The sequence below is a fragment of the Roseibium sp. R5 genome, from assembly GCF_055755305.1.
Genome location: NZ_CM146910.1, coordinates 2,638,592 through 2,664,706 on the forward strand (window position 1 = coordinate 2,638,592; position 26,115 = coordinate 2,664,706).

26 protein-coding genes are annotated in these 26,115 nt (G+C 56.5%); 7 read left to right on the forward strand and 19 right to left on the reverse strand.

Annotation, left to right across the window (positions count from 1 at the left end):
* Window positions 1-49 precede the first annotated feature (49 nt).
* Window positions 50-2,248, reverse strand: a complete 2,199-nt coding sequence (locus tag AC0J4F_RS12295; protein WP_208326654.1) for an autotransporter outer membrane beta-barrel domain-containing protein — start codon at window positions 2,246-2,248, stop codon at window positions 50-52.
* Window positions 2,249-2,778: 530 nt separating this feature from the next.
* Window positions 2,779-5,217 carry an ATP-dependent helicase gene (locus AC0J4F_RS12300; RefSeq protein WP_473023607.1) on the reverse strand — a complete coding sequence of 813 codons (2,439 nt, stop codon included), beginning with the start codon at window positions 5,215-5,217 and terminating at the stop codon, window positions 2,779-2,781.
* Between the two features lie 255 nt (window positions 5,218-5,472).
* Between AC0J4F_RS12300 and AC0J4F_RS12305 the strand changes: the two genes are divergently transcribed.
* Window positions 5,473-6,603 carry a transporter substrate-binding domain-containing protein gene (locus AC0J4F_RS12305; RefSeq protein ID WP_473023608.1) on the forward strand — a complete coding sequence of 377 codons (1,131 nt, stop codon included), beginning with the start codon at window positions 5,473-5,475 and terminating at the stop codon, window positions 6,601-6,603.
* On the opposite strand, the gene AC0J4F_RS12310 is transcribed toward AC0J4F_RS12305, so the two are convergent.
* From AC0J4F_RS12310 to AC0J4F_RS12330, 5 genes are all read right to left on the reverse strand, one after another.
* Entirely contained in the window at window positions 6,510-7,016 is a 507-nt protein-coding gene (locus tag AC0J4F_RS12310; RefSeq protein WP_473023609.1) for a hypothetical protein, read from the reverse strand. The two genes, AC0J4F_RS12305 and AC0J4F_RS12310, sit on opposite strands and share 94 nt — an antisense overlap.
* 61 nt (window positions 7,017-7,077) lie before the next feature.
* A complete protein-coding gene (locus AC0J4F_RS12315; RefSeq protein WP_473023610.1) occupies window positions 7,078-7,875 on the reverse strand; it encodes a siderophore-interacting protein in 798 nt (265 codons plus the stop codon).
* A gap of 129 nt (window positions 7,876-8,004) precedes the next feature.
* Entirely contained in the window at window positions 8,005-8,940 is a 936-nt protein-coding gene (locus AC0J4F_RS12320; protein WP_473023611.1) for an IS110 family RNA-guided transposase, read from the reverse strand.
* Between the two features lie 250 nt (window positions 8,941-9,190).
* The gene (locus tag AC0J4F_RS12325) at window positions 9,191-9,682 is read right to left on the reverse strand and encodes a YHS domain-containing (seleno)protein (protein ID WP_473023612.1); all 492 of its coding nucleotides are present in this window, start codon (window positions 9,680-9,682) and stop codon (window positions 9,191-9,193) included.
* A gap of 152 nt (window positions 9,683-9,834) precedes the next feature.
* Entirely contained in the window at window positions 9,835-10,434 is a 600-nt protein-coding gene (locus AC0J4F_RS12330) for a TetR/AcrR family transcriptional regulator (RefSeq protein ID WP_473023613.1), read from the reverse strand.
* A 126-nt stretch (window positions 10,435-10,560) separates the two neighbouring features.
* Between AC0J4F_RS12330 and gatC the strand changes: the two genes are divergently transcribed.
* From gatC to AC0J4F_RS12350, 4 genes are all read left to right on the forward strand, one after another.
* Window positions 10,561-10,848 (forward strand): Asp-tRNA(Asn)/Glu-tRNA(Gln) amidotransferase subunit GatC, encoded by a 288-nt coding sequence (gatC, locus tag AC0J4F_RS12335; protein ID WP_133946343.1) that lies wholly within the window; start codon window positions 10,561-10,563, stop codon window positions 10,846-10,848.
* 15 nt (window positions 10,849-10,863) lie between these two features.
* Complete coding sequence (locus AC0J4F_RS12340; protein ID WP_473023614.1) at window positions 10,864-11,340, forward strand: GNAT family N-acetyltransferase; 477 nt, start codon at window positions 10,864-10,866, stop codon at window positions 11,338-11,340.
* 13 nt (window positions 11,341-11,353) lie between these two features.
* On the forward strand, window positions 11,354-12,838 hold the full coding sequence (gatA, locus tag AC0J4F_RS12345; protein WP_473023615.1) for an Asp-tRNA(Asn)/Glu-tRNA(Gln) amidotransferase subunit GatA: 1,485 nt from the start codon (window positions 11,354-11,356) through the stop codon (window positions 12,836-12,838).
* A gap of 311 nt (window positions 12,839-13,149) precedes the next feature.
* Window positions 13,150-14,256 carry an NAD(P)/FAD-dependent oxidoreductase gene (locus AC0J4F_RS12350; RefSeq protein ID WP_473023616.1) on the forward strand — a complete coding sequence of 369 codons (1,107 nt, stop codon included), beginning with the start codon at window positions 13,150-13,152 and terminating at the stop codon, window positions 14,254-14,256.
* A 16-nt stretch (window positions 14,257-14,272) separates the two neighbouring features.
* Here the strand turns inward: AC0J4F_RS12350 and AC0J4F_RS12355 are convergent, their stop codons facing one another.
* From AC0J4F_RS12355 to AC0J4F_RS12375, 5 genes are all read right to left on the reverse strand, one after another.
* Window positions 14,273-14,632 (reverse strand): ribbon-helix-helix domain-containing protein, encoded by a 360-nt coding sequence (locus tag AC0J4F_RS12355; protein WP_133946352.1) that lies wholly within the window; start codon window positions 14,630-14,632, stop codon window positions 14,273-14,275.
* A gap of 376 nt (window positions 14,633-15,008) precedes the next feature.
* Window positions 15,009-15,359 (reverse strand): ribbon-helix-helix domain-containing protein, encoded by a 351-nt coding sequence (locus AC0J4F_RS12360; protein ID WP_473023617.1) that lies wholly within the window; start codon window positions 15,357-15,359, stop codon window positions 15,009-15,011.
* Between the two features lie 124 nt (window positions 15,360-15,483).
* Entirely contained in the window at window positions 15,484-16,077 is a 594-nt protein-coding gene (locus tag AC0J4F_RS12365; protein ID WP_133946356.1) for a DJ-1/PfpI family protein, read from the reverse strand.
* A 121-nt stretch (window positions 16,078-16,198) separates the two neighbouring features.
* Window positions 16,199-16,963 carry a class II aldolase/adducin family protein gene (locus AC0J4F_RS12370; RefSeq protein ID WP_133946358.1) on the reverse strand — a complete coding sequence of 255 codons (765 nt, stop codon included), beginning with the start codon at window positions 16,961-16,963 and terminating at the stop codon, window positions 16,199-16,201.
* Window positions 16,960-18,090, reverse strand: a complete 1,131-nt coding sequence (locus AC0J4F_RS12375; RefSeq protein WP_473023618.1) for a TauD/TfdA family dioxygenase — start codon at window positions 18,088-18,090, stop codon at window positions 16,960-16,962. Before AC0J4F_RS12375 ends, AC0J4F_RS12370 begins: the two co-directional genes overlap by 4 nt.
* Window positions 18,091-18,257: 167 nt before the next feature.
* On the opposite strand from AC0J4F_RS12375, the gene AC0J4F_RS12380 reads away from it, so the two are divergent.
* A complete protein-coding gene (locus AC0J4F_RS12380; protein WP_473023619.1) occupies window positions 18,258-19,157 on the forward strand; it encodes a LysR substrate-binding domain-containing protein in 900 nt (299 codons plus the stop codon).
* A gap of 59 nt (window positions 19,158-19,216) precedes the next feature.
* On the opposite strand, the gene AC0J4F_RS12385 is transcribed toward AC0J4F_RS12380, so the two are convergent.
* The 3 genes from AC0J4F_RS12385 to AC0J4F_RS12395 are packed head-to-tail and all read right to left on the reverse strand — an operon-like array spanning window position 19,217 to window position 21,224.
* A complete protein-coding gene (locus AC0J4F_RS12385) occupies window positions 19,217-19,840 on the reverse strand; it encodes a LysE family translocator (RefSeq protein ID WP_473023620.1) in 624 nt (207 codons plus the stop codon).
* A 47-nt stretch (window positions 19,841-19,887) separates the two neighbouring features.
* Entirely contained in the window at window positions 19,888-20,475 is a 588-nt protein-coding gene (locus tag AC0J4F_RS12390) for an HD domain-containing protein (RefSeq protein WP_473023621.1), read from the reverse strand.
* Entirely contained in the window at window positions 20,475-21,224 is a 750-nt protein-coding gene (locus AC0J4F_RS12395) for a pyridoxine 5'-phosphate synthase (RefSeq protein WP_473023622.1), read from the reverse strand. The genes AC0J4F_RS12390 and AC0J4F_RS12395 overlap by 1 nt, the downstream gene beginning before the upstream one ends.
* Before the next feature lie 237 nt (window positions 21,225-21,461).
* On the opposite strand from AC0J4F_RS12395, the gene AC0J4F_RS12400 reads away from it, so the two are divergent.
* Window positions 21,462-22,358 carry a DMT family transporter gene (locus tag AC0J4F_RS12400; RefSeq protein WP_473023623.1) on the forward strand — a complete coding sequence of 299 codons (897 nt, stop codon included), beginning with the start codon at window positions 21,462-21,464 and terminating at the stop codon, window positions 22,356-22,358.
* Between the two features lie 22 nt (window positions 22,359-22,380).
* Here AC0J4F_RS12400 and AC0J4F_RS12405 read toward each other — a convergent pair whose 3' ends face one another.
* The 4 genes from AC0J4F_RS12405 to AC0J4F_RS12420 all read right to left on the reverse strand — a co-directional run bounded on the left by AC0J4F_RS12405 (window position 22,381) and on the right by AC0J4F_RS12420 (window position 26,088).
* Window positions 22,381-22,629, reverse strand: a complete 249-nt coding sequence (locus AC0J4F_RS12405) for a hypothetical protein (RefSeq protein ID WP_473023624.1) — start codon at window positions 22,627-22,629, stop codon at window positions 22,381-22,383.
* 218 nt (window positions 22,630-22,847) lie between these two features.
* Complete coding sequence (locus AC0J4F_RS12410) at window positions 22,848-23,486, reverse strand: hypothetical protein (protein ID WP_473023625.1); 639 nt, start codon at window positions 23,484-23,486, stop codon at window positions 22,848-22,850.
* A gap of 178 nt (window positions 23,487-23,664) precedes the next feature.
* A protein-coding gene (locus AC0J4F_RS12415; protein ID WP_473023626.1) for an IS3 family transposase occupies window positions 23,665-24,854 on the reverse strand; the annotation gives its coding sequence in 2 pieces (ribosomal slippage) (window positions 23,665-24,563 and window positions 24,563-24,854; 1,191 coding nt in all).
* Window positions 24,855-24,957: 103 nt separating this feature from the next.
* Window positions 24,958-26,088, reverse strand: a complete 1,131-nt coding sequence (locus AC0J4F_RS12420) for a hypothetical protein (protein ID WP_133946374.1) — start codon at window positions 26,086-26,088, stop codon at window positions 24,958-24,960.
* Between the last annotated feature and the right edge of the window lie 27 nt (window positions 26,089-26,115).

A 26,115-nucleotide genomic window follows, 5' to 3' on the forward strand; every position in this document is an offset into this window, starting at 1 on the left:
GTGAACGCCGGAACCCGGTTGCCGCCAGAGGCCCGCAAAGTACCTTCTTCTAAAACCGCCAGGAAAAGTGGGCGCCCGCGCCGATTTCTTCACCGTGTTCATTGAGTGCACCTGCAACACCCAATCGCCATGCGCCCGCGCTGCCGACGGAGCCGACAAAGCCCAATCCGGCTGTTACGGAATGGGCGCCGCGGTTTTGGCCCGTCTGATTGAAGGTCCCGAACAAGTCGGACGTGACAGTGATATCATGGGCTGAATCTGCCGACGCGCTCCAGTCATGATCGTAGCGCGCAAATCCGACCAGCTTCGCTGTCCCGCTGTCCGTTTTCCAAACGTCCGCTGCCCAGTCGAATCCAAGACCGGTCAAAACGGCGTCTGCAGTCGCAGCATGGACGGTGTAGTTGAAGTCACCGCCTCCTGTTTCCCGTGCCTCGCCCTGCCAAATATGAGCGTAGGAAGCTGCAGCAAACGGCGTCACTTTGAACTGGGGCGTTAGCGGCAGTTCATAACCTGCTTTTGCCGCGACAAAGGCGGCATGGGAATCGAAATCGGATTCCGCGCGCCCACCGGTGAACAAGCCGACATTCGGGTTGTTTCGCTTGCCTTTGTTCGCGCTGTAAGAGTATCCGCCGGAGGCAGCCAGCCGCCAACTGTCGCGGTAGAGTGTTCCATACAATCCGGCAAAGCCGGACTGCGCCGAGAAGGACTGATCGACGGTGTCATGCTCGTCCATCTGTTGATAGCCGTAGCCCGCAAACGCCCCGACGCTTCCCTGATCACTTGCGAGCAGATCAGCTCCGCCAATTACGCTGGCAATTGAATAATTGAAACTTCCAAGACCGTCTTTGCCGTCCACGTTTCCCTTCAGCCCGGACGCATCCAGCCAGATGACCCGTCCTTGAGCATCGCGAACCTTATTGGCCTTGTCGAGGACATCGTGGCTGCCGGAAATCCGGTTCATCACCGAAGTGGCAATGTGATCGAGATGTTCCAGGCCGACGGTCAGGTTGGAGGAATAGGGTTCAGCGTGAACTTCGTTGAAGGTGATCAGGTCGCCGTTGGTCAGGGACAAATAGCCGTCACTCACCGTGTTCCCGCCAGCGAGAATTTGGTTGCCGCCACCGCTTCCGCCTGACACGCCGTCGATGGGTGTTTCATTGTGCGTTGCTGATACGGCCGTCACCAAATCCACCCATGGCGTCGAGACAGGCGGTTTCGCGGTTTGCGTCGGGACTGTTGATGTGGTCGTCGTCGTGGTGGGCGTGGTCGTGTTGGTCGTCGTGGTGGTCGTCGTCGTTGTTGTGACCGTCGGTGTGGTCGTGGTGGTGGTTGTGACCGTCGCCGTTGGTGTCGTCGTGGTCGTTGTCACTGGCGGAGGAATGACCTGCTTGCCGCCACCGGTCGACTGGATGGTCTTCACCTTGGTTGGCAGGAAGGTTGGTGTTGCCGAGTTGTCAGAGAATTTGACCTCAATCTGTGAAGTCTGTGTCGGCGGTCCTGCGAGACTTGCACTCAGGTGTGCATTCAACGAATTGCCTTCGACCAGGGTTACGCTGTTACTGTCAATAGATCCGGCGCGCGCGATGACAAAGGTGGAGTTGATGAAATCACTGATTTCGGTTGCGCCCGACCCCGAATATCCACTGTCTTTTTCCAGTGTCGCGGTCAAGTTGTCCGCACCGGTTATGTCGCCGGACACATCCAAAAGGTCAGCGTTTTGACTGGCGGTTGGATCAAGCTCAGCCGTAAGACCAGTCGCTCCCTGAAAAGCCAGATTGCCGTTGATAGTTAACGTCCCGATCGAATTACCCGGGTTTAAGGTAGAGCCTGCTCGTGTTGCAAGAATTGTATCCGCAGCACCTGACGCCCCGTTTACGGTGCCGTTGCCACCGAGTTCTCCGTCAACAAAAAGAAACCGCGAATTGATCGTGGTGTTGTCAAGTGTCAGCCGCGATCCGCTTTGAACCGACGTTATGGTTGCATTGGAAACTGTGCTGTCCTTGAGGGTAAGGGACACTGCTGCTGGGAAGTCCTGTCCGGTGAGATTGTATTGCCCAATGACCAGCAGGTTTGGGTTTGAAATTGTCAGACGATCATAAATATACGAGGCATTTTTTGTGCTGGCGAAATAGATATCTTGGTTCTGAACATCCCCTCCACTCGGCGTAAGCGTAATCGCCCTGTTGGCCCCAATGGTAACATCGACAAGACTAATGCGCGTCGCGCCAAGATTTGGGCTCGTTGGCATGGGACTCATGCGCAAAAAATCAGTACCGGCAGTCGGGGCAGCAGCAACTGTAGTATTGAAGAACGTCACCGAGTTGACGCTAATTCCGGGACCGGCATTTAGAAAGATAGTTGGTGCATAGAGGTTAAGATAATCACTGGCCCCGACAGTCCCATGACCAATCGATATTCTGCTCCGACCTCGTAAACAGACCTGAGTAGATGACGATACCGAGGAAGGATCAAGCGTTGCGGACCCATTTACAATCACCGTGTTTGCACCAAGTGGGGCGCAATCGGCATGGGACTGTTCGGAAGAGCCGATGAGTGCCGTGGTCTGAACGACAATTGCAAGGAGAGTGGTCCCGGCAAAACGGCGGCAAAGGGCTGTCGTGTTGGAAAAGTGCATAACTCGCCTCCGCGATACCCGCGACGCAGAGACAAGATGCGGGTTAATCTAACCATTCCATCACACTAGTAGTTTTATGATTAACATAAGGTAAATTTCGTTTTCTTCAATCTGATACTGATATAAATATCAATATCTTAAAATCAGTGCCGCTCGACGAAGCTGTCGATGACCTTTTTCTGACCGGCCTTTTCAAAATCGATGGTCAGCTTGTTGCCTTCGATCGACTTGATCGCGCCATAGCCGAACTTGATGTGGAACACTCGTTCGCCGACCGAATACTCCGAGGGCGTGTCGCTGACAGACTTGGCAACCAGTTCCCCTTCAATCGTGAGCGGTCCCTGGCGTTTTTGACGCGCGGATTGGTAGCCCCGTCCGCCGCCGTCTGAAAACCCGTTCGAGGATTGGCGCGCGCGCTGCGCGCGTTGCCAGCCGGGCGTCGAATAGCTGCCGGTCTCAAAGGCATCCTGACGGTCGAAGCGCGACGGACCATAGCCGCCACCGCCATACCCGCCGTAGTTTGATGAGGCTTCCGCGATTTCAACGTGTTCAGTTGGCAGTTCATCGAGGAACCTTGATGGAATGCTCGACTGCCATTGGCCGTGAATGCGCCGGTTGGAGGCAAAGTAGAGCTTCGCCCGTTTCTTGGCGCGGGTGATGCCGACATAGGCGAGGCGGCGTTCCTCTTCCAGTCCCGCCCGGCCACTCTCATCCAGCGCCCGCTGATGCGGGAAAAGGCCTTCTTCCCAGCCGGGCAGGAAAACCGTGTCAAACTCCAGGCCCTTTGCGGAGTGCAGCGTCATGATCGAGACGGCGTCCTGTGCATCTGCGCTGTCGCGGTCCATAACGAGGGAGATGTGTTCCAGGAACCCGGCCATGGATTCAAACTCTTCCATGGAGCGGATGAGTTCTTTCAGGTTGTCCAGACGGCCCGGGGCTTCGGCTGAGCGGTCCTGCCGCCACATTTCCGTGTAGCCGCTTTCATCCAGAATGATCTCGGCGAGGTCCGTGTGCTTCATGCTGTCGAGCTGGCGCCGCCAGCGCTCGAAATTGTCGAGCACAGTTTTCAACGAATTGCGCGGCTTGGGTTTCAGCTCTTCGGAATCGATCAGCTGACTGGCGGCCTGCATCAATGGGATACGTTTGGCTCGCGCCAGTTCATGCACAAGCTTTAGCGTGGCATCCCCAAGGCCGCGTTTCGGCGTGTTGACGATCCGCTCGAACGCCAGATCGTCCGCCGGCTGCATGACACAGCGGAAATACGCCATGGCATCGCGGATTTCCATACGCTCATAAAAGCGCGGACCGCCAATGACACGGTAGTTGAGGCCGAGCGTGACAAATCGATCCTCGAACTCGCGCATCTGGAAGGAGGCGCGGACCAGAACGGCCATCTCGTTGAGCGCGTGACCTTTGGTCTGCAGCGCCTCGATTTCATCACCAATCGTCCTGGCTTCTTCTTCTGAATCCCATACCGAGGCAACGGACACAAGGTCATGATCCGGTTCGTGAAAGTCGGTAAAAAGCGTCTTGCCGAGGCGGCCTTCGTTGAAGGAGATCAGATGCGAAGCGGCGGCCAGAATATGGCTTGTGGAGCGGTAATTGCGCTCCAGACGGATCACTTCCGCGCCCTTGAAGTCGTGCTCGAAACGCAGGATGTTGTCGACCTCTGCCCCGCGCCAGCCATAAATCGACTGATCGTCATCACCTACACAGCAGACATTCGGATTGCCCTGGGCCAGGAGGCGCAGCCACAAATACTGGGCAATGTTGGTGTCCTGATACTCGTCCACCAGCATGTAGCGGAAGCGGCGCTGATAATCGGCAAGCACATCCGGGCGGGTCTTGAACAGCGTGATGACGTGGAGCAAGAGATCGCCAAAATCGGCGGCGTTTAGGATCGACAGACGTTCCTGATACTCCTGATAGAGCTTGCGGCCCTTGCCGTTCGCGAAGGCGCGCGCTTCTCCCTCCGGTACCTGGTCCGGCGTCAGGGCCCGGTTCTTCCAGCCGTCGAGCATGTTGGCAAAGGCGCGGGCGGTCCAGCGCTTGTCGTCGAGCCCTTCAGCTTGAATGATCTGTTTGATCAGGCGGATCTGGTCGTCGGTATCCAGAATGGAAAAGCCGGATTTCAAACCCACCAGTTCGGCATGTTTTCGAAGGATTTTGACGCAGATGGAGTGGAATGTGCCGAGCCAGGCCATGCCCTCCACATTGCCGCCGACAAACCCGGCAATGCGGTCCTTCATTTCCCGAGCGGCCTTGTTGGTGAAGGTCACGGCCAGAATTTCATGTGGACGTGCCAGGCCGGACGCCAGGATATGCGCGATCCGGGTGGTCAAAACCCGGGTCTTGCCGGTGCCGGCACCCGCTAGAACCAGCACGGGCCCCTCGGTCGTTTCCACGGCAAGGCGCTGTTCGGGATTGAGACCAGTCAGATAGTCGGGCGCCCGGCGGGCCGCCATGGCCCGTGCTGCAATGCCGCCGCCAGGTGGTGGCGCAACAGGTGGAGCTTCCGCCCGCGTCCCGATGGGTTGAAAAGGATCGTCAAAGGGATCGTCATACCCGTCCGGGTCGGTCATGGTTTATCGGTCCGGTTAAAAGCGCTTTGGAGAACAATATAGCAACAAATGCGGCGCTGGCGAGACGCGATAGGCGGATTTGGTGGGGATAGTTCTCGTGAACCCCGACAGTTTTCAGCCATCCCGGCGCAGGCCGGGACCCAGTAGCCAAACTACTCGATTGCAAAGGCATCACAAAGGCGTTTGCGACTGTTTTACCCTTTAGGTTGTAACGTCTGGACGCATTCGTCTTTGCGTCCTTGTCTTGGGGGAACCATGCTGCTGAATTATCGTGTCTTTTTGCGTTCCGTGTTCCCGATCATAGCGCTGATCAGTGCAATGATACTGGTTGTATCGCCCGGTGCCGCGCAGGAGGCAGGCCAAGCACCTGAAGCGGCGAGCGGCGAAGCGCCGCTGACGGTTGGCGTTCGGGTGAGCCCGCCGTTCGTGATGCAAACGGCTGACGGATATACCGGCATGGCGATCGAGCTTTGGGAAGAGCTCGCAGCTGCTGCCGGCCTTGAATATCAGTACGAGCCTTACCCCAATGTGCGGGCCTTGATCGACGCGACTGCGGAGGGGCAAACAGATGCTGCGATCTCGAACCTGACCATCACCAAGGCGCGTTTGGAGAAAATGGATTTCACCCAGCCCTGGTTCGATTCAGGTCTGCGCATCATGGTCGGCTCTGCGGGCTCGACCAGCTTCTGGGAAGTGGTCAACGGGCTTCAGGAGGCAGGTTTCCTGAAGGCCTACGGCTGGCTCGCGTTTGTAATTGTGGTGGCCACGCTTTTGATGACCCTTTTTGACCGCCGGTTCGACAAGTCCTTCTCGCAAAAATGGCCGGATGGACTGGCGGACAGTTTTTACTCGGTGATGTCTGTCGTGACCTCCGGCAAGGCGCCATCGCGCAAGAACCTTTTTGGTTGGATCGGGCGTGTGTGGCAAGCGATCTGGCTGGTGTGCGGTTTAGCGGTGATGGCGTTCATTACGTCTTCCGTCACAAGCGTCATGACCACCTTGTCGCTCAACAATCAGATCCAGAGTGTCGCCGACTTGCCGGGCAAGGTCGTCGGTGTGTTCGACGGCAGTGTCGGCGAAGACTATTCACGCGAGCAGGGATGGTCGGTGATTGCTTTTGATGGCCTCGTTGAGGCTGTTGAAGCATTGAGCGATGGCGAAATTGACGCGTTTGTCGGCGATGCACCGACACTGGAGTACTACGATCACACCAATCCCAACGCGGATGTGGAGGTGGTTGGGCCGCTCTTTGATCCGAACAAATACGGGTTTGCCCTGTCGCTGCGCAGCCCTTACACCCGCACGATCAACATTGAGCTGCTCGCGGCCAAGGAAGCTGGAAAAGTTGAAGATCTGCGGGTGGAGTATCTCGGGCCGCGGGAATAGCTGTTGCCGGGTTCCAGCTTGGCCAGAGCGATAAGTTTGGACAAGGGGCTACGCGAGCTGTCCATTGTCGGCGTCTCGTAGTCCCGTCCATGGCGCTCCCAGTATTCAAGAGCGACCTCCCAGGATGGAATGTCGTCAGTGTGGAAGCCGCATGTCGTTCCAGTTGCGATTGTTGAAAACGCCTTGATCGCCTTGCGGTGCGCTCCGCGATAAAGATAGCGTTTCATCGCCGTTTCACTCGTCCAGACGGTCAAGGTGTGATGGACGCCGCGCACGGTCCGTGTGTCGGTCAAAACGTTGCCATCAGCGGCTGTTGCCTGATTGAAGCTCGGGATCGCGTGCCGCCAGAAGCGCAGGGCATGAAACCACCTCTTCAACCGCAAACCGGTCACTGACACGTAATACCGGGCCATCGCACCTCTCCGTCACCTGAAGAGACTACGCGCTCAGCAGCCTGCCAGATCGAAAGGGGTGTCAGGCGGCTTCCGCCCGTTTCATTTTCTGGTGCTCGTCTTCAACAAGGCCGATTTTCCAATAGCCGGAGATGTAGGTGTCTTTTCGCGGTACCTGCCGGGTGTTGTGCAGATGATCGCGGATCGACCGGATGACCGAGCTTTCCCCGGCAATGCAGGTTTGCACGACGCCGTCCGGCCACGCCATCGACCTTATGAAGTCGAGCTGTGCGGTGGACGCGACATGCGGATCCTCATGGATCAGCCAGTGGATTTCGATGTTGCTTGGGACCACAATCTCCCGGATATCGTCTTTGGACGGCACTTCAAAAAGGGCCACGCCTTTCGTGTCCTGCGGCATCTGCTCCAGAACGGCTTCGGCAACCGGCATGGCTGAGAGGTCCGCGGCCACCAGATACCAATCGGCGTAGAATTCCTTGATCTTCTTCTGACTTGGCCCGAAGAAGCCGAGGAACGATCCGGGTTTGGCGGATTGGGCCCAGCGGGTTGCCGGTCCGTTGTCGCCATGGGCGACAAAATCGATGTCGAGTTCCAGACTGTCCGGCCGGTAGGCGCGCACGGTATAGGTCCTGACCGGGTGGACCTTCTCTTCAGGTCCATCGGGACCAAAATATGCTTCGAAGTCTTCCCGGCTTTCACCGTCACACGGCAGCACCAGCTTGCAATTTGCCCCTTCCTGATGAAGCGGAAACCCTTCTAGTTCGGGTCCGGCAAAGGTCACACGGATCATGTGCGGGCTTAAATACACGGCCGACTTGACGGTCAGAAAGCGGGGCTTGCGTTTCGGCAGGGCGGCCATGAGGAACCTTTAAATGCTGACTTCAATACTCAGCATTTAGCATTGCCCGACGGGTTTTTAAAGGCGTCATTGTTTCGTGAGAGGAAACAGCGTGTCAGACGGCATATGAAAAAGCAACGGTGTTGGTAGTCAAGCGGAGACCATCATCGTTTCTTTTAGCCTTGCATTGAGAATGATGATCATTTTTCGCATGACGGCGACGAGGGCGACCTTTGACGGTTTTCCATTTGTTTTGAGGCGTTTGTAGAAGGCCTTCATGACCGGATCAAAGCGGATGGCTGGCAGAGCTGCGACGTAGAGAGCATCTCGGATTTGCCGCCGTCCACCGGAGATCATGCGTTTGCCCCGCATGAGGCCGCTATCCTTGTTGAGCGGGGCCACGCCGACGAGCTTGGCGACCTGTCCTTTGGACAAGCTCCCCAGCTCCGGCAAGTCGGCCAGCAGGAAGCAAGCTGTTCTTAGACCGATGCCTTTGAGGGACATGAGAACATTGGCCCTTTGGGCAAGTGCCGGGTCCGACCTGATGCAAAGCTCCATGTCGTCGATAACAGCCTGGCGCTGATTGGTCAAAAAGCGCAGACTTTCTTCGATCCAGGCTATCGTCCTGCCGGTCTGCTTTTCCCTGCGGTTCTTTTCTTGAACGATCATATGGCTCAGTTGCCGGTATCTTTGAACCAGCTCCTTGAGCAGGGTCTGGGCCGCGGAGCTGGGAGTGAGGAGGCGTGTCTCCAGGCGTTGGCCATAGTCGGCCAGAATGAAGGCATCAATCTTGTCGGTCTTGGAGAGCTGGCCACAGGCCCGGGCAAATTGCCGGACTTGCTTGGCGTTCACCTTGGCAACTGGCCGGCCAACCGCCAGAAGGGCAGCCTCAACGGCACGCTCATAGCCGCCGGTCGGCTCCAGGATCAGCCGTTCTATCGAGTTGAACCGCATGAGAAAGGTCAGGAATGCATCGATCCCTTCCTCCGTGTTGGTGAAACTCGCACGCTGCTCATCGGGCAGAACGCAAACGTCAAACGTGGATTTTGATATGTCGATGCCGACAAAACGGCTAGCATAAGGCATGGCTTGGTCTCCCTTATACGCGAGCGCGAAGCTCTCTCAACGGTTCGACGAAGCCTCAAGTGTGTGAAGGGTTCTGCTTTTTTGCGAACGCAAGGTTCATGCCCGCAAGGGCTCAACCACTTCACACACCGTCATAAAGGTAAGGCCATACCTCAATGACAAAGAGGCCGGAGCATCAAACCATGCTCCGGCCTCATAATGTATAAGCCCGCCGAATTGGCGGGCTCGATCTTGAGAATGGCACTTGAAGTTACCGGATGATCGGTTCTTTCAGGTCTTCCGGTTTCGTGTCTTTCACGATGTCCCAGTTCAGGTCAGCGTCATTGATGTATTCCGCGGTGTTGCCTTCAAACCGCTCTTGAACGGCAACGCTGTTGTTGAGGTAGAGCTTGCCATCGACAATTTTCCAGGCCTCCGGGATGACCGGCACTTTGAAGCCCTTGCTCAGGCCGAAGGCGCAGAAACCGCCGTATTGCGGCGCGTATTTCACCGGATCGGCGGCGAACTTATCCCGGTTTTCAGCGGACGAAAACTTCCAGGTCACATCGTCATATTGGAACGTGTACTCATCAGAACCGGCGACCGGCTTGCCTTGGGTGAAGTAGGCAACCGGATCGGTGCCGCCGATAGCGGCGCCGTTCTTGGTAAAGGTGGTGATTTCGTCAGCCGACACGGCAAAGCCGGTGACGGAAAAAAGAGCTGTGAGGCCAAGAAGCACGGATTTCGAGGTGTAAAGCGGCATCGAGAACTCCGGAAGGTTTTTGAGTTGAGGCACATATTCGCGCCCGGTGTCTGGAGAATGGCCATGACCGCTGCCAAACACCAATCACCCTTGTTCACAGAGACGAAAGCACACCGCCAGAATCCGTGAACGCCTTGGCACTCTGCCGTGGCTCACAATCCGGGGAGCGGCGACTGTTCCGCAGAGGATCGGGGGGCAGTCAGCCCCAAAAGCAAATAGATCGCGCTTTCCAATCCAGTGTCATCCAGCCCGCCGCGCCCGAAATGCAGATCAAACAGGTCTTGCCAAATGAGTCCCAGGATTAGCGTGGTTTTCGCCTGAAGGTCCTGCTCAAACGGTGTCGCGATCAAACACTGGCGGATGTGAAACCGGATCTCATCCGCAAATTCGAAGATTAATGATCGGAACTCTGGGAAAGCCCGCACCTGCAGCAGTGCCTTGCCAAGGTCACTGTTCAAGGCTCCCCGATAGCCGGCGATCAAACGGTAGAGGTCTCGCGCGGTATTTGTGCGCTCGGGTCTGGGTGCGGGGATCTGAAACAGAGCAGTTTGAAGCGCGGCAAGCGCAAAGTCCTGTTTGCCAGGCCATCGGCGATAGATTGCCTGTTTGCTGGTGCCCGCGTTGTTCGCGAGATCGTCTAAACGAACAGGCTCGTACCCGTGATGCGCCAGAGCCGTTACCATCGCGGATTGCAGCCGGCCGGTCAGGTTGGGGTCGTCTTTCCGCCCCCGGCGTGTTGAACCATCACTCATAATTCGGTCCCCATCAGGACCGTATTTCATGTCTTGATGCGTTCAGCAAGGACATTCATTGGAAAATGAGTGCTTGGGGCGGTAATCAACCTCCAAACCAGATTTCCAACGGTCGAAGGAAAAAACATGTCCGTAGATACTGCAACGGTAAAGCGCGTTGCGCGTCTTGCCCGCATCAAGGTGAGCGAAGACGAAGCCACCCGCATGACCGGCGAACTGAATGCCATCCTCGGTTTTGTCGAACAGCTCGACGAAGTGAACATTGACGGCGTTGAGCCGATGACCTCCGTGGTCGAAACAACCATGAAAAAGCGCGCAGACGGCGTGACCGACGGCAACAAGGCTGCCGACATCACCAAGAACGCTCCGGCCTCTGAAGACAACTTCTTCATGGTGCCGAAAGTCGTCGAATAAGCAGGAGTAACCGGGATGTCGTCCGCGCCAGCCATTTCAATCGCCGTTGAAACGCCGCTCAGTGATGAGATGCGTGCGATGGTCGGTGAATTGAATGATCTGTTGTTGAGCCTGACATCAGAAGACGCCTGCCACCATCTGACGGTTGAACAGATGGCCGATGCGCGGACCACCGTCTTCGTCGCCCGCGTCGATGGCAAAGTGGCGGCCTGCGGATCGCTCTACCGTCACGATGGCGGCATTGCCGAAGTCAAACGCATGTACACCCGTCCCGGTCATCAGGGCCTCGGCCTTGGACGCAAACTGCTGGACCGGATCCTGGCGCTCGCCATCGAGGAAGGCTTCTCCGAGGCCGTATTGGAAACCGGTGTCAATTATGACGCGGCCAAGCGCCTTTACGAGACCAGCGGCTTCAAAGTGTGCGGCCCGATCCTGGACTATCCCGAACATCCTGAATCCCTTTTCTATTCCCGGCGCCTGACGGCAGCCTGAAAGACCTGGACCCATGACAGAACTTACTAAACTGACCATTGCCGAAGCCCGCGAAGGCTTGAAGAACAAGGACTACACGTCCACCGAACTCACCGAGGCGTTTCTCGGCAACATCGAACAGGCCAACGGCGCGCTGAATGCTTATGTTGCCGTTACCGCCGACAAGGCCCGTCAGATGGCAAAGGCCTCTGACGAAAAGCTCGCCAAGGGCAAGGGCGGTGCGCTGGAAGGTATTCCGCTCGGTATCAAGGATCTTTTCGGCACCGAAGGCGTTCACACGCAGGCCTGCTCGCACATTCTGGACGGTTTCAAGCCAGCCTATGAGTCCACTGTGACGGCCAATCTGTGGGCCGATGGTGCGGTCATGCTCGGCAAGCTGAACATGGACGAGTTCGCCATGGGCTCGTCGAACGAGACCTCCTACTACGGCGACGTCATCAACCCTTGGCGGAAAAAAGGCTCCAACCAGGATCTCGTTCCAGGCGGCTCGTCCGGCGGGTCTGCAGCCGCCGTTGCCGCGCGCATGTGCATGGGCGCGACGGCTACGGACACCGGCGGCTCCATCCGCCAGCCGGCTGCCTTCACCGGTACAGTCGGTATCAAGCCGACCTACGGCCGCTGCTCGCGTTGGGGCGTTGTTGCCTTCGCTTCTTCACTCGACCAGGCTGGTCCGATTGCCCACACGGTGCGCGACAGTGCGATCCTTTTGAAGTCCATGGCCTCCGTCGACCCAAAAGACACCACGTCCGTCGACATCGAGGTCCCGGATTATGAAGCGGCTATCGGCAAGTCCGTGAAGGGCCTGAAAATCGGCATTCCGGCCGAGTACCGGCTGGACGGCATGCCGGGCGAAATCGATGAGTTGTGGCAACAGGGCATTGCGTGGCTGAAGGATGCGGGCGCGGAAATCGTCGACATAGCCATGCCGCACACCAAATACGCCCTTCCGGCCTATTACATCGTTGCGCCTGCGGAAGCCTCTTCGAACCTCGCTCGTTATGACGGCGTTCGCTACGGCCTGCGTGTTCCGGGCAAGGACATCGTGGAGATGTACGAAAACACCCGTGCGGAGGGCTTTGGTGATGAGGTCAAGCGCCGGATCCTGATCGGCACCTATGTGCTGTCCGCCGGTTACTACGATGCCTATTACCTGAAAGCCCAGAAGGTCCGCACGCTGATCAAGCGCGACTTTGATCTGGCGTGGCAAAACGGTGTCGATGCCATCCTGACCCCGGCAACACCTTCTGCGGCCTTTGGTGTGGCGGATCAGGACCTTCACTCCGATCCGGTGAAAATGTACCTAAACGACATTTTCACCGTGACCGTGAACATGGCCGGTCTGCCGGGCATCTCTGTACCTGCTGGTCTGTCGTCTGAAGGCCTGCCGCTTGGCCTACAGCTGATCGGCAAACCGTTCGATGAGTCGACGCTCTTCCAGGTCGGTCAGGTCATCGAAGACGCCGCTGGCTCTTTCGAGCCGGAGAAGTGGTGGGGCTAAAACCCGCCGCCTGTTAAGGCCGCCCCGGACCTGATCCGGGGCCGCTTTTCAGCCCTTATGGTCCCGGCTCAAGGCCGGGACGGAAAAAGTTCTGCTGGGTCTTAGAATTTATACCTTTCCAGGACTTTGTCGCCCCAGCGAAGGCTGGGGCCTAGTAACCATCGGAAAGGCGTGTTTTCTAAACGCCTCCACAGGTAATACTGGGTCCCAGCCGACGCTGGGACGACACTTGAGAAGTTTTAGAAAGCCACACACTGGAAAACGTGCACTAGCTGGTGATCGGGCAAACAACTGCAGGATTGAGTTAAATCATGCATGACATCGAAACCATCGTGATTGGTGCCGGGGCCGTGGGGCTTGCCTGCGCACGCGCCTTGGCCCTGTCCGGGCGCGAAGTGATGGTTTTGGAGCAGCATGATCTGATTGGCTCGGAAACAAGTGCCCGCAATTCGGAGGTCATTCATGCCGGTATCTACTATCCGCAAGGCAGTCTGAAAGCGCGGCTCTGCGTCCAGGGCAAGAAGCAGCTTTACGCGTTTTGCCGGGAAAACGGGGTTGGACACGAGCAGATCGGCAAGCTGATCGTCGCCACCAATGACCCGCAGCTTCAGGAACTGGACACCATCAAGGCGAAGGCTGCCGCAAATGGTGTGACCGATCTCGAGTTCGTGTCCAAAGATGAGCTCCGCCGAAAGGAACCGGCACTTAATGCCGCGGGCGCGCTGTGGTCGCCCTCCACTGGGATACTTGATAGTCACGGTTTCATGCTGGCGCTGCAGGGCGGTTTGGAAGCCCATGGCGGCCAAGTGGTTCTGAACACCAAGGTGGACCGCTTAGAGCCGTTGCTTGCAGGCGGCTTTGGAGTTCACGTGTCGACCGAAGACGGCGAAGCCTATGCGATCACCTGCAAGGAGTTGATCCTGTCCGCCGGTCATATGGCCCCGGCGCTGGCTGGCGGGTTAGATGGTACGAAACCGCCCAAGGCCTATCTCGCCAAGGGCAGCTATTTCAAACTGCAGGGCAGGGCGTCGTTTTCGAAGCTGATTTATCCGGTGCCGGAGCCCGGTGGCCTTGGTGTTCATCTGACGCTGGATCTTCAGCACCAGGCGCGCTTCGGCCCGGATGTGGAGTGGGTTGACGACTTCCACTACCCGGTTGACCCGGCCCGCGGGGATAAATTCTATGCCGCGATCCGGAGTTACTGGCCGGATTTGGCCGACGGTGCCCTCGTGCCGGACTATTCCGGCATCCGCCCCAAAATCGTAGGGCCGGGTGAGCCCGCTGCGGATTTCAGGATTGACGGCCCTGCGGTGCACGGCCAAGCCGGTCTTGTGGCGCTCTACGGGATTGAATCGCCGGGCCTCACGTCCGCACTCGCGATTGCTGATCATGTGGCAGGTCTTGTCGGGGCTGATTAGGCGGACAGTAATTCTGTCAATTCCAATCCGGTATCTGACGGGCCTCGGATTTCAGGATTTCATCCACGTTCAGACTGCCGATTGGCTGAGACTTGTCGGTCGGGACATCGCCGGAGAGCTGCAAGGCGAGATACCGGCCGCAGCAGACCCTCAGGAAAGAAGTGAAATTGCCGAGGTCGTGGCCCGCCGCAATGCTTTCGTTGTGAAGCCGGGTGATCAGTTGCACAACGTTCATGCCATCGCGCTCGGCCAGCTCCTCCAGAACTTTCCAAAAGAAGTTTTCAAGGCGAACGGATGTCACCATTCCGTCGATACGGAGCGACCGGGCACGGCATTGCCAAAGCTCAGTTGCCGCCTCGACAAACAACTTGCACATGTGTCCCCCCAGACAACTGCAGACCAAGAAAACCCTGCCCGGGTTCGAAATAATTGCCCCGGGCAGGGAACCGGAAACCTGCCAACTTCTTGTTTGGTGGGTAAAGAAAGGAAGACAGGATCGGCAAGGTTCTTGAATTGCCGCCAGGCGTCATCACCGGCAAGAATCGGTAGGAGACCTAACGTCAACAATGAATGCATTGTCCTATCAGGGGATTAGGGGCTGCGGGTAGTAACAGAATACTACACACGCAAGTGGCCCGCTTTGGTGGGTTTGGGTCTTCGGTTCCATGGCCGCAGACCTAAAATCCTGTGGTCCAAGCCTTCAAGCGGTCACGCATTACGACAACTGCCTGAATCGAAACTGCGCTTGGACCTTAATGAACCCGGCGTTCCTCTGCCTCCAGAATGCCATCGGCGTCAAGGCCTGCAATCGGAACGCGTGTGTCTGTGGGCACGTCTCCGGCGAGCTGCAGCGCCAGGTAACGGCCACAGCAAACCCTGAGGAAAGAGGTGAAGTTGCCAAGGTCGTGACCGGCATCAATGCTTTCGTGATGCAGTTTGGTGATCAACTGCACAACATTCATACCGTCGCGCGCTGCGATTTCATCAAGAACGTTCCAGAAGAAAATTTCCAACCGCACGGATGTGACCATGCCGTCGATGCGCAGTGATTTTGTCGTGCTTTGCCAGAGATTTACATCGGCATCGATAAACAGCTTGCACATCTCGGTGTTTCCTCCATCCCGCCAAATTACCCGCTCAGAAGGTCAATTCAAGAGCCCTTCGCCACTGTTTGGTCTGCTCGGTCATGATACCGGCCCGGGCGGCCCGGACCGGTTGTTTTCATCATCAGGCTGCGAGTGAGCCTTGCTGAGTGGTGCTCAACACCTTGTGGAATTGCGCAATCCAAGCCGGATGTGCTGGCCAGGCGGGCGCGGTGACGAGATTGCCGTCGGTGACCGCTGCATCAACAGCAATGTCCGCATAAGTCGCGCCAGCAAGCTCAACTTCCGGGCGGCAGGCCGGGTAGGCCGACACTGTCCGACCTTCGATGACCTTCGCCGCTGTAAGGATCTGGGCACCATGACAAATCGCGGCGACCGGCTTGGCTTCACCCATGAAATGAGATACAGCCTCAAGGACCGCACCGTCCAGCCGCAGATATTCTGGTGCCCGACCGCCCGGGATCACAAGAGCGTCGTAGTCGGCCGGATTGATGTCCGCGAAAGTCGCGTTCAGCGTGAAATTGTGGCCGCGTTTTTCCGTGTAGGTTTGGTCGCCCTCAAAATCATGGATGCAGGTGGCAACGCTCTCACCAGCTTTTTTGCCCGGACAAACGGCGTCCACTTCATAGCCCATCGCCAAAAGCGCCTGGAAGGGCACCATGGTTTCATAGTCTTCGGTGAAATCACCGGTGATCATCAGGATTTTCTGTGCGCTCATGCTTCGTCCTCCCGTTGAAGAATTGCGGATGGACAAAGGCTAGCCTGCAAAGCGATGCAGCGGGTACTAGGCGACTACTACAGGCCGGATTTCAAGGATCCGGCCTGCTAAAGACTTGATTTTAATCGCGATAGTCCGGCTGATTTTTTTCGAGCTGGCGCTTTAAATAGTCAAAATGCGCGTGTCCCATGCCCTTGTAGGGCTCCCACTCGGCGGCCGTCTTGGCGGCCAGATTGTCCGACATCACCGCGAGCGGCTGGCCGGTGGCATATGCTGTTAGCAAGGTTCCGGCTGCCCGCTCGAAGTAATAGAGATGATCAAAGGCCTCCGCGACCGTTTCGGCAGCGACCGAAACACCGTGATTGCCCATGATAAGGATCGGTTTGGTGCCGAGCGTCTCGGCAATCCGCCGTCCTTCTTCAGCCTCATCCGCCATGCCGCCAAAACCGAGATCGACGGCAACCTTGCCGAAAAAGCGGGCCGTGTTGAGATCGATCGGCTTCAAAGTCGGATCTTGAAGCGTCGCCAGCGCTGTCGCGTTGGGTGGATGGACATGAAACAGCACCTTCACCGCCGGGTTGAGCCGGTGCACTGTCCCGTGAATGCACCAGGCGCTCGGGTCCGGTGCGTCCGGCGTGTCCATGATGCTGTCGTCATTGGCATCCAGAAGCTGGAGATTGCTGGCTGTCACTTCGGAAAAGTGCCGCCATTTGCGGTTCATCAGGAACCTCGCCCCGTCTTCGGAGACTGCGGCGCTGAAGTGGTTGCCGACGCCTTCGTGCCAGCCGAATTCAACCGCCAGCCGGAAGGCCGCCGCCAGGTCTTCCCGCAGTCTTTGTTCCGATTGTTGATCGGCGCTTGGGGTCAGCGGTGTCACGACGCTCATTTGAACCGTCCTTCTCCGGATAGGATCCTGTAGGTAGACCGCAGCTCTCCCCGGTCGGTGTAGCACCCCCGCAAATGACGCTCACCGCTGGTCGCCGAGTAAGCAACACGTCCGTGAACGATCCGGTGATTGTCAAAGACGATACATTCACCGGCATTCAAACGGAACCGCATCACGTATTTCTCGTTGCGCATCATCTGCCCAAACCGGCAGAAGGCCGGGTAATAGGAGTCCAACGCCTCTTGAGGCAAGTCGAATATGTCCTCGTGGTGCTGGCTGATCGTGACGCCCGAGATGTTTCCATAGTCGTCGAGCTCAATCACATGCTGGCGCGCGCGCATGTCGAACGTGTCGTGCTCGCAGTAATAGGGAATATCGGTTTCCACCAGCAACTTGAAGTCGCCCGGATAGGTGATTCGAAAATCCTCGGCAACCGCCAGACCGTCGACAAAAATGCTGTCACCGCCCTCAACCGAATTCGCGCGGCAGTGCAGATACTGGATGCCCGGTGCGAATTCTTCGGACGGAAGATCCGTGTGCAGCGGCAGGGCCTTGGACGTGAAGGCAAGATTTGTCGGTTTGATGTGGGTTTTCACCTCGAACGTATGGCCGAAGTAGCTGGGCCGCACATATCCAAGCAGGCCGGCGAGATCAGTCAGCCCCTCATCCGTATTCGGCATGCCGGTGATCAGCGAAACGCCATCGGTCAGCATCGCTCCAGCCCAATTCTTGCGCGCATCAGCGTCAGATGCGACTGAGCCGTAATCAAACCGGGCCATGTTTACATAGTGATCGGCAAACCACGATTTCCTCGGCAGATTGGCTGGATCCGGGCGCTGTTGGGCTTGGGCATATTGCACCAGCTGCGCCATCGGGATCGCCGAGCGATGCTCTGTGCCCTGCCACTGGATTTCAAGGTGATCGCCAGCAATGGCAGCGGTCTGTGCTTTCGGCTCTTCGGCAAGCGCGAAGATATCGTTGACCCGTTCCCGCGTTTCGGGATCGAAGGACGCCGGTTCATTGTCCTTCAGCCAATAGTAGTTGAAATAAGCGAGGCGTCCGTCCGGCAACGGTACATCCAGCCCCTTTTCGCGCAAGAGTACGCCTTCTTCACCGGTCCCGAGCATGTGATTGTCCTGTAACTTAATCGCGCTTTGCGTTGGAGGTTGCATGTCGCGGGATCAAAACTTCCGTTTTAATCCAGTTTCTTGGATTGAAATTGCGCTTGCGGAACTGATTTGAAAAGATCATAAAAAACGAACTTGAGTTAACTGATGGATTAACTTGAAGCCGAATGGATCGATTGCCGCCACCCCGTCTTCTCCGTGTGTTTGAAACCGTTGATCGAATGGGCGGTGTCAAACATGCTGCGCAGGAGCTCAATGTCTCTCTGCCCGCCGTCAGTCAGGCGCTGCGCCACCTTGAGCATCACATCGGCACGTCCTTGTTTGATCGCAGCACCCGCCCGGCCAGATTGACGGCAGCTGGCGAGATCCTTCTCAAGGCCGTTACGGACAATCGGGAAAGATTGATGGAAGCGCTGAGCGACATTGACGCTCTCGAAACAGCAGCCAATACCGTGACGATTGCCTGCACCATGGGGTTTGCCACCTATTGGCTGATGCCCAGGCTGGAAGCTTTTTACCTCGACCATCCGGACATTGTCGTGAACGTTCAGACGATCGCGCATGAAGTGCCGTCTCTCGGCACGGGTACGGACATTGCCATGCGTTATGGAGATGGCAATTGGCGTGACGGAGCCGTGCATCTCCTTTTTGAAGAGCACGTGGAACCCGTCTGCGCGCCAGGACTTGCAGCACGGATCAGCGAAGAGGCAGGCAGCCTGGCGTCCGCCTTTCTGATCCATGTCGAGGTGGCCGACAAACGCTGGATTTCCTGGCCGCAATATTTCTCGCGGACGGGTCAGAAGGCTAATGGATCTGCGAAGGGATTGAGGTTTTCAAACTATGTCCAGGCGACGCAGTCGGCGCTCTCCGGTCACGGTATCATGCTCGGCTGGCGGTCGATCACCGGGGATCAGGTGGCCAAGGGCCTTTTGGTGCCGGCTAGCCTTCCAGCCTACCGGCCACCGGATGCCTATTACGCCGTTCTTTCCAGTAGATCCAAGAATGCGGAAACGGCGGGCGTGGTTGTCAATTGGCTGAAACAGACCGCACACACAGAAACGCCTTGAAACCAGCGCAGCGCCTCTATGCAGTTGATGAAAGGTGAGGGAGGCCGCTCCTAACGGCCCTATCTGCTGGCGGTTGCGAGTGCTGCTCCGAACCCGACAAACAAGCCGCCGGTGATCCGGCGGACCCAACGCACGCGCCGGGTTGATGTCAGAAACTGGCGCATGTGACCTCCAGCGAAGGCAATGGCCGCGTGATTGGCAAAACACAGAGCCGCATAGGTGACCGACAAAATGGTGATCTCGGCGAGATTGAAGCCGCCCTTGGACATGAATTGAGGGAACAGCGCTGTGATCACCAAAATTGCCTTGGGGTTGGTGACGGAGACAAAAAACGCCTCAAGAAAGAGCTTCATCGGGCTTTTGCGCGGCGTGAGAGCGCCGTCCTGAACCTGAAAGCTGGACCCGTCTTGCAGGATCTTGATGCCGATGTAAACCAGATAGACTGCGCCAATGATTTTCAGAACTGCGAAGGCAACGGCAGAGGCCGCCATCAGCGCACCAAAACCAAAGGCAACCGCGTAGCCGATTACGATCAGCCCCATCATGTTCCCGGTCGCCGATGCGAGCGTGGCGTTGCGGCCAAAGCGCAGGGTGTTGGAAATCGCCAGCATGACGGCGGGGCCGGGGCTGATTGCCGGCAAAAGAGAAACGGCAACGAACATAAGCCACAGTTCAAATGGCATCTGAAATCTCTTTCTTTAATCGAGGCAGGGCCCAAACGCGAACGGGTTCAGGGTGTCAGGTGACCTGCCTGAACGGCGCGGTCGAGGAGGGACTGGGCATAAGCCCAAAGGGCAGGAAAGGGAGCGAGTTTGGCTTCCTTTTTCTTCCGGATGTCGTCAACGGACATCGGCTCATGAACGGGCGTGTCCTGCTCTGAAGCGAAGACAAGCAGCATCGGATGCAGCACATCCATCGCATTGGCGAAACGGGCTTCTTTGGTCTCGCCTGCTTCAAACTCGTGCCACAGCGCTTTGAAGTCGTCCGACTGCTTGTTTGGCAGCAAGGCGAAGATCTTTTCTGCGGCGGCCTGTTCCTGAATGGCGATCGCCTGGTGGTTGTCTTCCGTCACCCAATGATCGCCAGCGTCAATCTCAACCAGATCATGAACCGCCAAGAGCTTCAGCACATGATGAATGTCGGTCCCGGGTTCCGCGTGTTCTGCAAGGGTCAAGGTTTGCAGAATGACGTGCCAGCAATGCTCAGCGGTCTTTTCGCGCCGGCTGCCATCCGACACCAGGTTGAGGCGGATGACATCTTTCAGCTTGTCGGTTTCCAGAAGGAACGCAACTTGCCGTCCCAAATCATCCGAAGACATCAAAGCTCGCCCATGGCCGAGCGGAACCGTCTGACGCTCTCCGCAAAGCCGTAGACGAGGGCGTCTGCGGTAAACCCGTGACCGATCGACATCTCGCGGATGAACGGTGCCCGCTGCAACAACGCCGGAATGTTCTCGACTGTCAGGTCGTGTCCCGCGTTGACACTAAGACCGGCAGCCTGGGCTGCTTCGGCGGTCGCAGCAATCTTGTCCAGTTCCTTGGCGGCCAAGTCTGGTGTGTCATAACAGGCGCCATAAGGACCGGTGTAAATCTCGATCCGTTCTGCGCCGATGCGGGCAGCATGTTCCGGATCTGCCGGATCTGGATTGCAGAAGAGGGACACTGTTACTGCCCATTCCTTGGATGCAGCAATAGCTGTTTCCAGGAGACCGATGTCCTTTGAAAAGTCCCAACCATGATCCGAGGTGGTCTGGTCTGGGTCGTCCGGCACGAACAGCACTTGCTCCGGCCGGGCTTCCTCCACGAGCTTCATGAAATCAGGTGATGGATACCCTTCCAGGCACAACTCCTTGTTCGGAAAACGCTCTTCGATCAGTTCGGCGAGATCGAAGACGTCCGTCTTGCGGATATGGCGCTCGTCCGGGCGCGGGTGCACGGTGATGCCTTTTGCTCCAGCTTCCATCGCGATGGCCGCCAAACCGGTGACGCTGGGCCAAGGCAGATCCCGGCGGTTACGCAGCATGGCAACAGCGTTGACATTGACGGACAGGCGTGAGACGGCACTCATGAGACGATAACCTGGTTGAGGTAGTTGGCAGATTGAGTCAACACGTTATGACTTTTGCGAAAGATTGTTCCAAAAGTCATTGAAGTCAAACAAGATATTGTCACTAGGGACAATGTTTGCGCCGGGGAATATGTCGCAGGCTAACTATTCTGCGAGTCTGGCTTGTCCTTGGAAAAGCCGATAGAAAAAAAAGCCCTACCGGTATTTTTTGCTTCATAGATTCAAAGGTTTCAGATCGTGTCGGCAAACAGTCTTTCCGCACCCACGTCGGCCAACTTGCGCGGCAGTCTGTTCATGATCCTTGCAATGGCATTGTTTGCCGTTGAGGACATGTTCCTGAAAGCCGCATCGGTGGTTCTGCCGGTTGGTGAGATCCTGATACTGTTCGGATTCGGCGGTGCCGTTGTTTTTGGCGGTTTGGCCGTGAAACGCGGTGAGGCATTGGTCCCGGGCGATGTCTTCACACCGGTCATGGGGGTGCGCTTCGTCTTTGAGCTGACCGGGCGCTTGTTTTACATCCTGGCGCTGGCCCTGACCCCATTGTCGTCCACGACGGTGATTTTGCAGGCCACGCCGATCTTTGTCGTGCTTGGGGCCATGATCTTCTTTGGGGAACGGGTTGGCTGGCGCCGCTGGGCCGCGATCATCATCGGTCTGATTGGTGTCTTGATTGTGTTGCGGCCGGGCGCCGAAAGTTTCACGCCACTGTCGATGCTAGCATTTATCGGCATGCTGGGGTTTGCAGGCCGGGACCTTGCAAGCCGGGCAGCGCCTAAGTCACTAAGCACAGCGCTTCTTGGGTTTTATGGTTTCATCACGCTGATCATTGCCGGTGTGTGCTACACAATCTGGTCAGGTGAGGGGCTTGTTTGGCCGGATATGCTGAGCGGCGTTTATGTGGCTCTTGCGGTTTTCTCTGGTGTCTTTGCGTATAGCAGTTTGATGCTGGCCATGCGCACCGGAGACGTTTCGATCGTCACGCCCTTCCGCTATTCCCGCCTCTTGTTCGGCGTTGGCCTCGGTGTGGTCTTTTTCGGCGAGCATCTGGATGCTCAGACCCTGGTTGGCTGTGCCGTGATCGTCTTTTCTGGACTGTTTATTCTCGCGCGTGGCAGAGCGGTCGAGGCTGCATAAGCTCTTGACGGCAGTTTCGCCTTCAGAGCTGTACGTTGGTCGAGATCGAGGTTTTGAGGTTGGCCAATTCAGTCTCTATTTTTTTCGATTTTACCGCGAGTTCTTCAGTGTTAAATTTAAGATCCCAGCTCTCTACAGAAAGGCGATGTCTTTCCAACATCAAATAGTCCAAGTGTGTTTTAACTGACGCGGTCTTAAAGACCACCTCGTTCATATCAATGTTCCATTTCACCATTTCAAATTTGCTGAGCGCGAATTTGATGTGCGTCATAAATATGTCCAGGTCGATCGACGTCGAAACATTAAGGGACGCGCTCGCGCAGTAGCTGAGGCCACCTGCGAAATAAAGGGATAGGTTGCTGCCGCGAAAGATCGATCTGGCGTTGCCCCACGTGTCGTTCAGCGTGTCAGACAGAACGATATTGGTTTGCGTTCCATCGACATGGGTTGTTTTGGCACCATGCGCGTGTGTGACAATGTCTTTGGCCTCTAGAAAGCGTTTGAGTTGCCCTTGTTCGCTACGATTTCGACGCCTTTTTCGCCCGAGGTGTTTTTGTCGGACGGGACATAGTTGTCACTGGTAGAAGCGCCCGACTGAAGGCTCACCTTCTTATTTGCAGAGACGGAAAATTGATCGCCGGTTTCCGCGGTGATCGGGCCTGTATCTGCGGTGATGACAATCTCTTTCCCGCAATGGATGTCCACCAGATCGGTTGTTTCGACAAAAAACTTCTCTTCGGATTTGATCAAAACCCGGCCATCGCAGGCCATCGTGATGCCGCAGCTTTGTGCCGCCCTTGGGCCGGCTGCATTTTTATAGACGCGATCACCGGTCTCGCCCGCAATGTGACGGGATGGGTAATACGCCGCCACTCCGTTATGCGACTGTGCGCTTTCTTCCTCGATGTCCGAATAGGACCCGAGCCTCAGAAACGCTCCCGGTTTGGTCACACATTCCGCATCATCTTCTTCCTTCTGTTGCGAAGGAACAAAGAAGTACTGATATCGTGTGAGTGACTGTGCCGGATTTTGCGGGGAGAGGTCGTCCGTCTCAAAAGGCAGTATGGTTGCAGAGTTGGCTGAACCTTCGTGCACTTCTGTCTGTGGCCAATCCATTGCCAGGGACATAACGCTCTCCCGTATCCTGTTTAACGGAACTGTCTCCGTCTGACTGGAAAGGTGTGCATTGGCGGGGTCATCTACAAATTAAACATAGTTTAGAAATCCGGCAAGGATCATCTGTCTGTTTGCCCACCCGAACGATAGCTGAGCTACTCCCCATCCGTTGGACAGGATCTGGCGTAATTTAAGCTACTCTCTGCACCTGCTGATCCATTGCCCGACAGGTGATGTTCACATCACCGAGAGGGAGTTGGTTTTGTTCAATGCGCTGCCAGTAGATCACGGCAGGCGGTTTGCCGCCAAGGGCGGTGTGCGGACGCTTCTGGTTGTAAAAATTCATCCATTTTCGGACACTGTCCCGGGCCTGTGAGCCGGTTTCCCAAGCGTGCAGATAAACACACTCGTATTTGAGCGTGCGCCACAGCCGCTCGACGAAGATATTGTCGAGGAACCGTCCTTTGCCGTCCATCGAGATGCGCACGCCGATCCTCCGCAGCCGGTCTGTCCATGCAAACGAGGTGAACTGCGATCCCTGGTCCGTATTCATGATTTCCGGTGCACCGAATTTGTGGACCGCCTCGTTCAACGCCTCGACGCAGAAATCGGCCTCCAGCGTATTGGAGATCCGCCAGGCCAGCACCTTGCGGGTGAACCAGTCCATGATTGCCACGAGATACAAGAACCCACGGCGCATCGGCAAATACGTGATGTCAGACGCCCAAACCTGGTTCGGCCGCTCCACCCGCAATCCCTTCAACAGATATGGCCAGATCTTGTGTCCCTTGGCCGGCCTGCTTGTATTGGGCTTCTGGTAGATCGGCATCAGACCCATAAGCCGCATCAGCCGCCGGATCCGCTTTTCGTTCACCGGATGGCCTTCGTTCTTCAAGTGCCAGGTCATCTGACGGACGCCGAAAAACGGCGTCTCAAGGAACTGCTCGTCGATCTCGCGCATCAGCGCGAGGTTCATCTCGCTCTCGCCCTTCGGCGTGTAATAGAAAGACGAGCGCGAGATCGACAGCAGAGAACACTGCTTGCCGACCGACAGTTCGGGATGTCCCAGCTCGATCATGCCGCGCCTCACTTCACGCCCCAAGGCTTGAGCTTTCTGGACAAAAAATCGTTGGCGACGGCCAGCTCCCCGATCTTGGCGTGCAGCTCCTTCACCTGGTCCTCGTCAATCTCCGGCTTTCGTTTGCCGCCACGTTCAAACACGTCCGAGGCGCCTTCCAGCAGGGCACGCTTCCATTGATGGATCATGGTCGGATGAACCCCGAAGCGGCTCGCCAGTTCCGATACCGTCTCTTCGCCCTTCAACGCTGCCAGGGCGACTTTCGCCTTGAACTCCGGCGAGTGCTGCTTGCGTTTCGACATCTCTGATCTCCTTGTTCTCGAAGACCAGCAGACAACAAATCGTAGCTTACGTCAGTGTCCTAATTTCGGGAGGTAGCTCAAGCCGTAGACGCGATCCGGGAGGTTATATCTGTGCCGTGGAGGCGATTTTAGCTTCCCAGAAAGCTATCAGTGATTTCACGTTTCCAATGCTTGCGGTGACGACTTCCGACTCTGCTTTGGTCGCCGTGCTGCCCACACAAACGGCATCAGAGCGTGCCCGTGTTGCAGTGGTCTCCGCTTCGACCGCAACATTTTTGGACTTGAACATCGACGATTTGACTTCGAGGATGGTTTTTGTGATTTCGATTCCAGTAATTCCAACGTCGAACAGTCCTATGTTCACATCGAGTGCTGTTGCAACATTGAGCGACGCTGCAGCTCTGTAAGAAAGGCCTGCGCCAAAATACAGCTCAAAGAACGTGCCACGAAAAATCGATGTGTTGTGGCCCCAGATGTCCTCGAAGTTGTCGGCCCGCATGATGGTCGAGTTGTTTTGAGTGATGTCGGCTGTGCTTGTTCCGTTGACCTGCAGGAAGAGCGAGTTGCCCTCAATATAGACATCGGAGTTTCCATCGTTCGCGATGATCTCAATGCCTTTGTCTCCTGAATTGTTGACCCCTCTGGCGGTGTAGGTATCAGGGTCTCCAACACCGGAGCGCACACTGACCTTTTTTGTGGCCTTTACAGTGAACTTGTCTCCGGATGTGCTGTCGATAGAGCCATTCACGGTGACAAGGGCAATGTTCTCGTCACTCTGGACATGGATTTGATCAGCTGCATGCACGTATATCTTTTCGCCAGACCGCAGAAGCACTCGCCCATCGCAGGCTAGCAAAATCCCTTGCCGCTTTATGACTTCATTGTTTTCGCCACTCGTCTGTTTGCCTGGTGCATTCTGGTGGGCTTTGTCGCTGGATTCGTCGGAGATATGCTGGGCTGGATAAACCTCGGACTGGACAGCGTGCAAAGATCCCTGACTTTTGCCCAGATTTACATTCTCCGGTTCCTCCAAATCCGAATATCCACCAAGTCTCAGTACGGCGCCTAATCCCGTGTCATCGGTTGTGGTAGCCGCAGAACCGAAGTCCTTTGGGACGTAAAAGTATGTGTATGTGTTTTGGTAGTGGGAACCGGAGTCCGTTTCTTCCAGCGTCTTGTCGGCGTTGCTGATTACTTCACGGATTTTCGTGATTTCGTCTGAAGTAAGGGTCACGGGTCATCGTCCTTCCCAGAACATGTC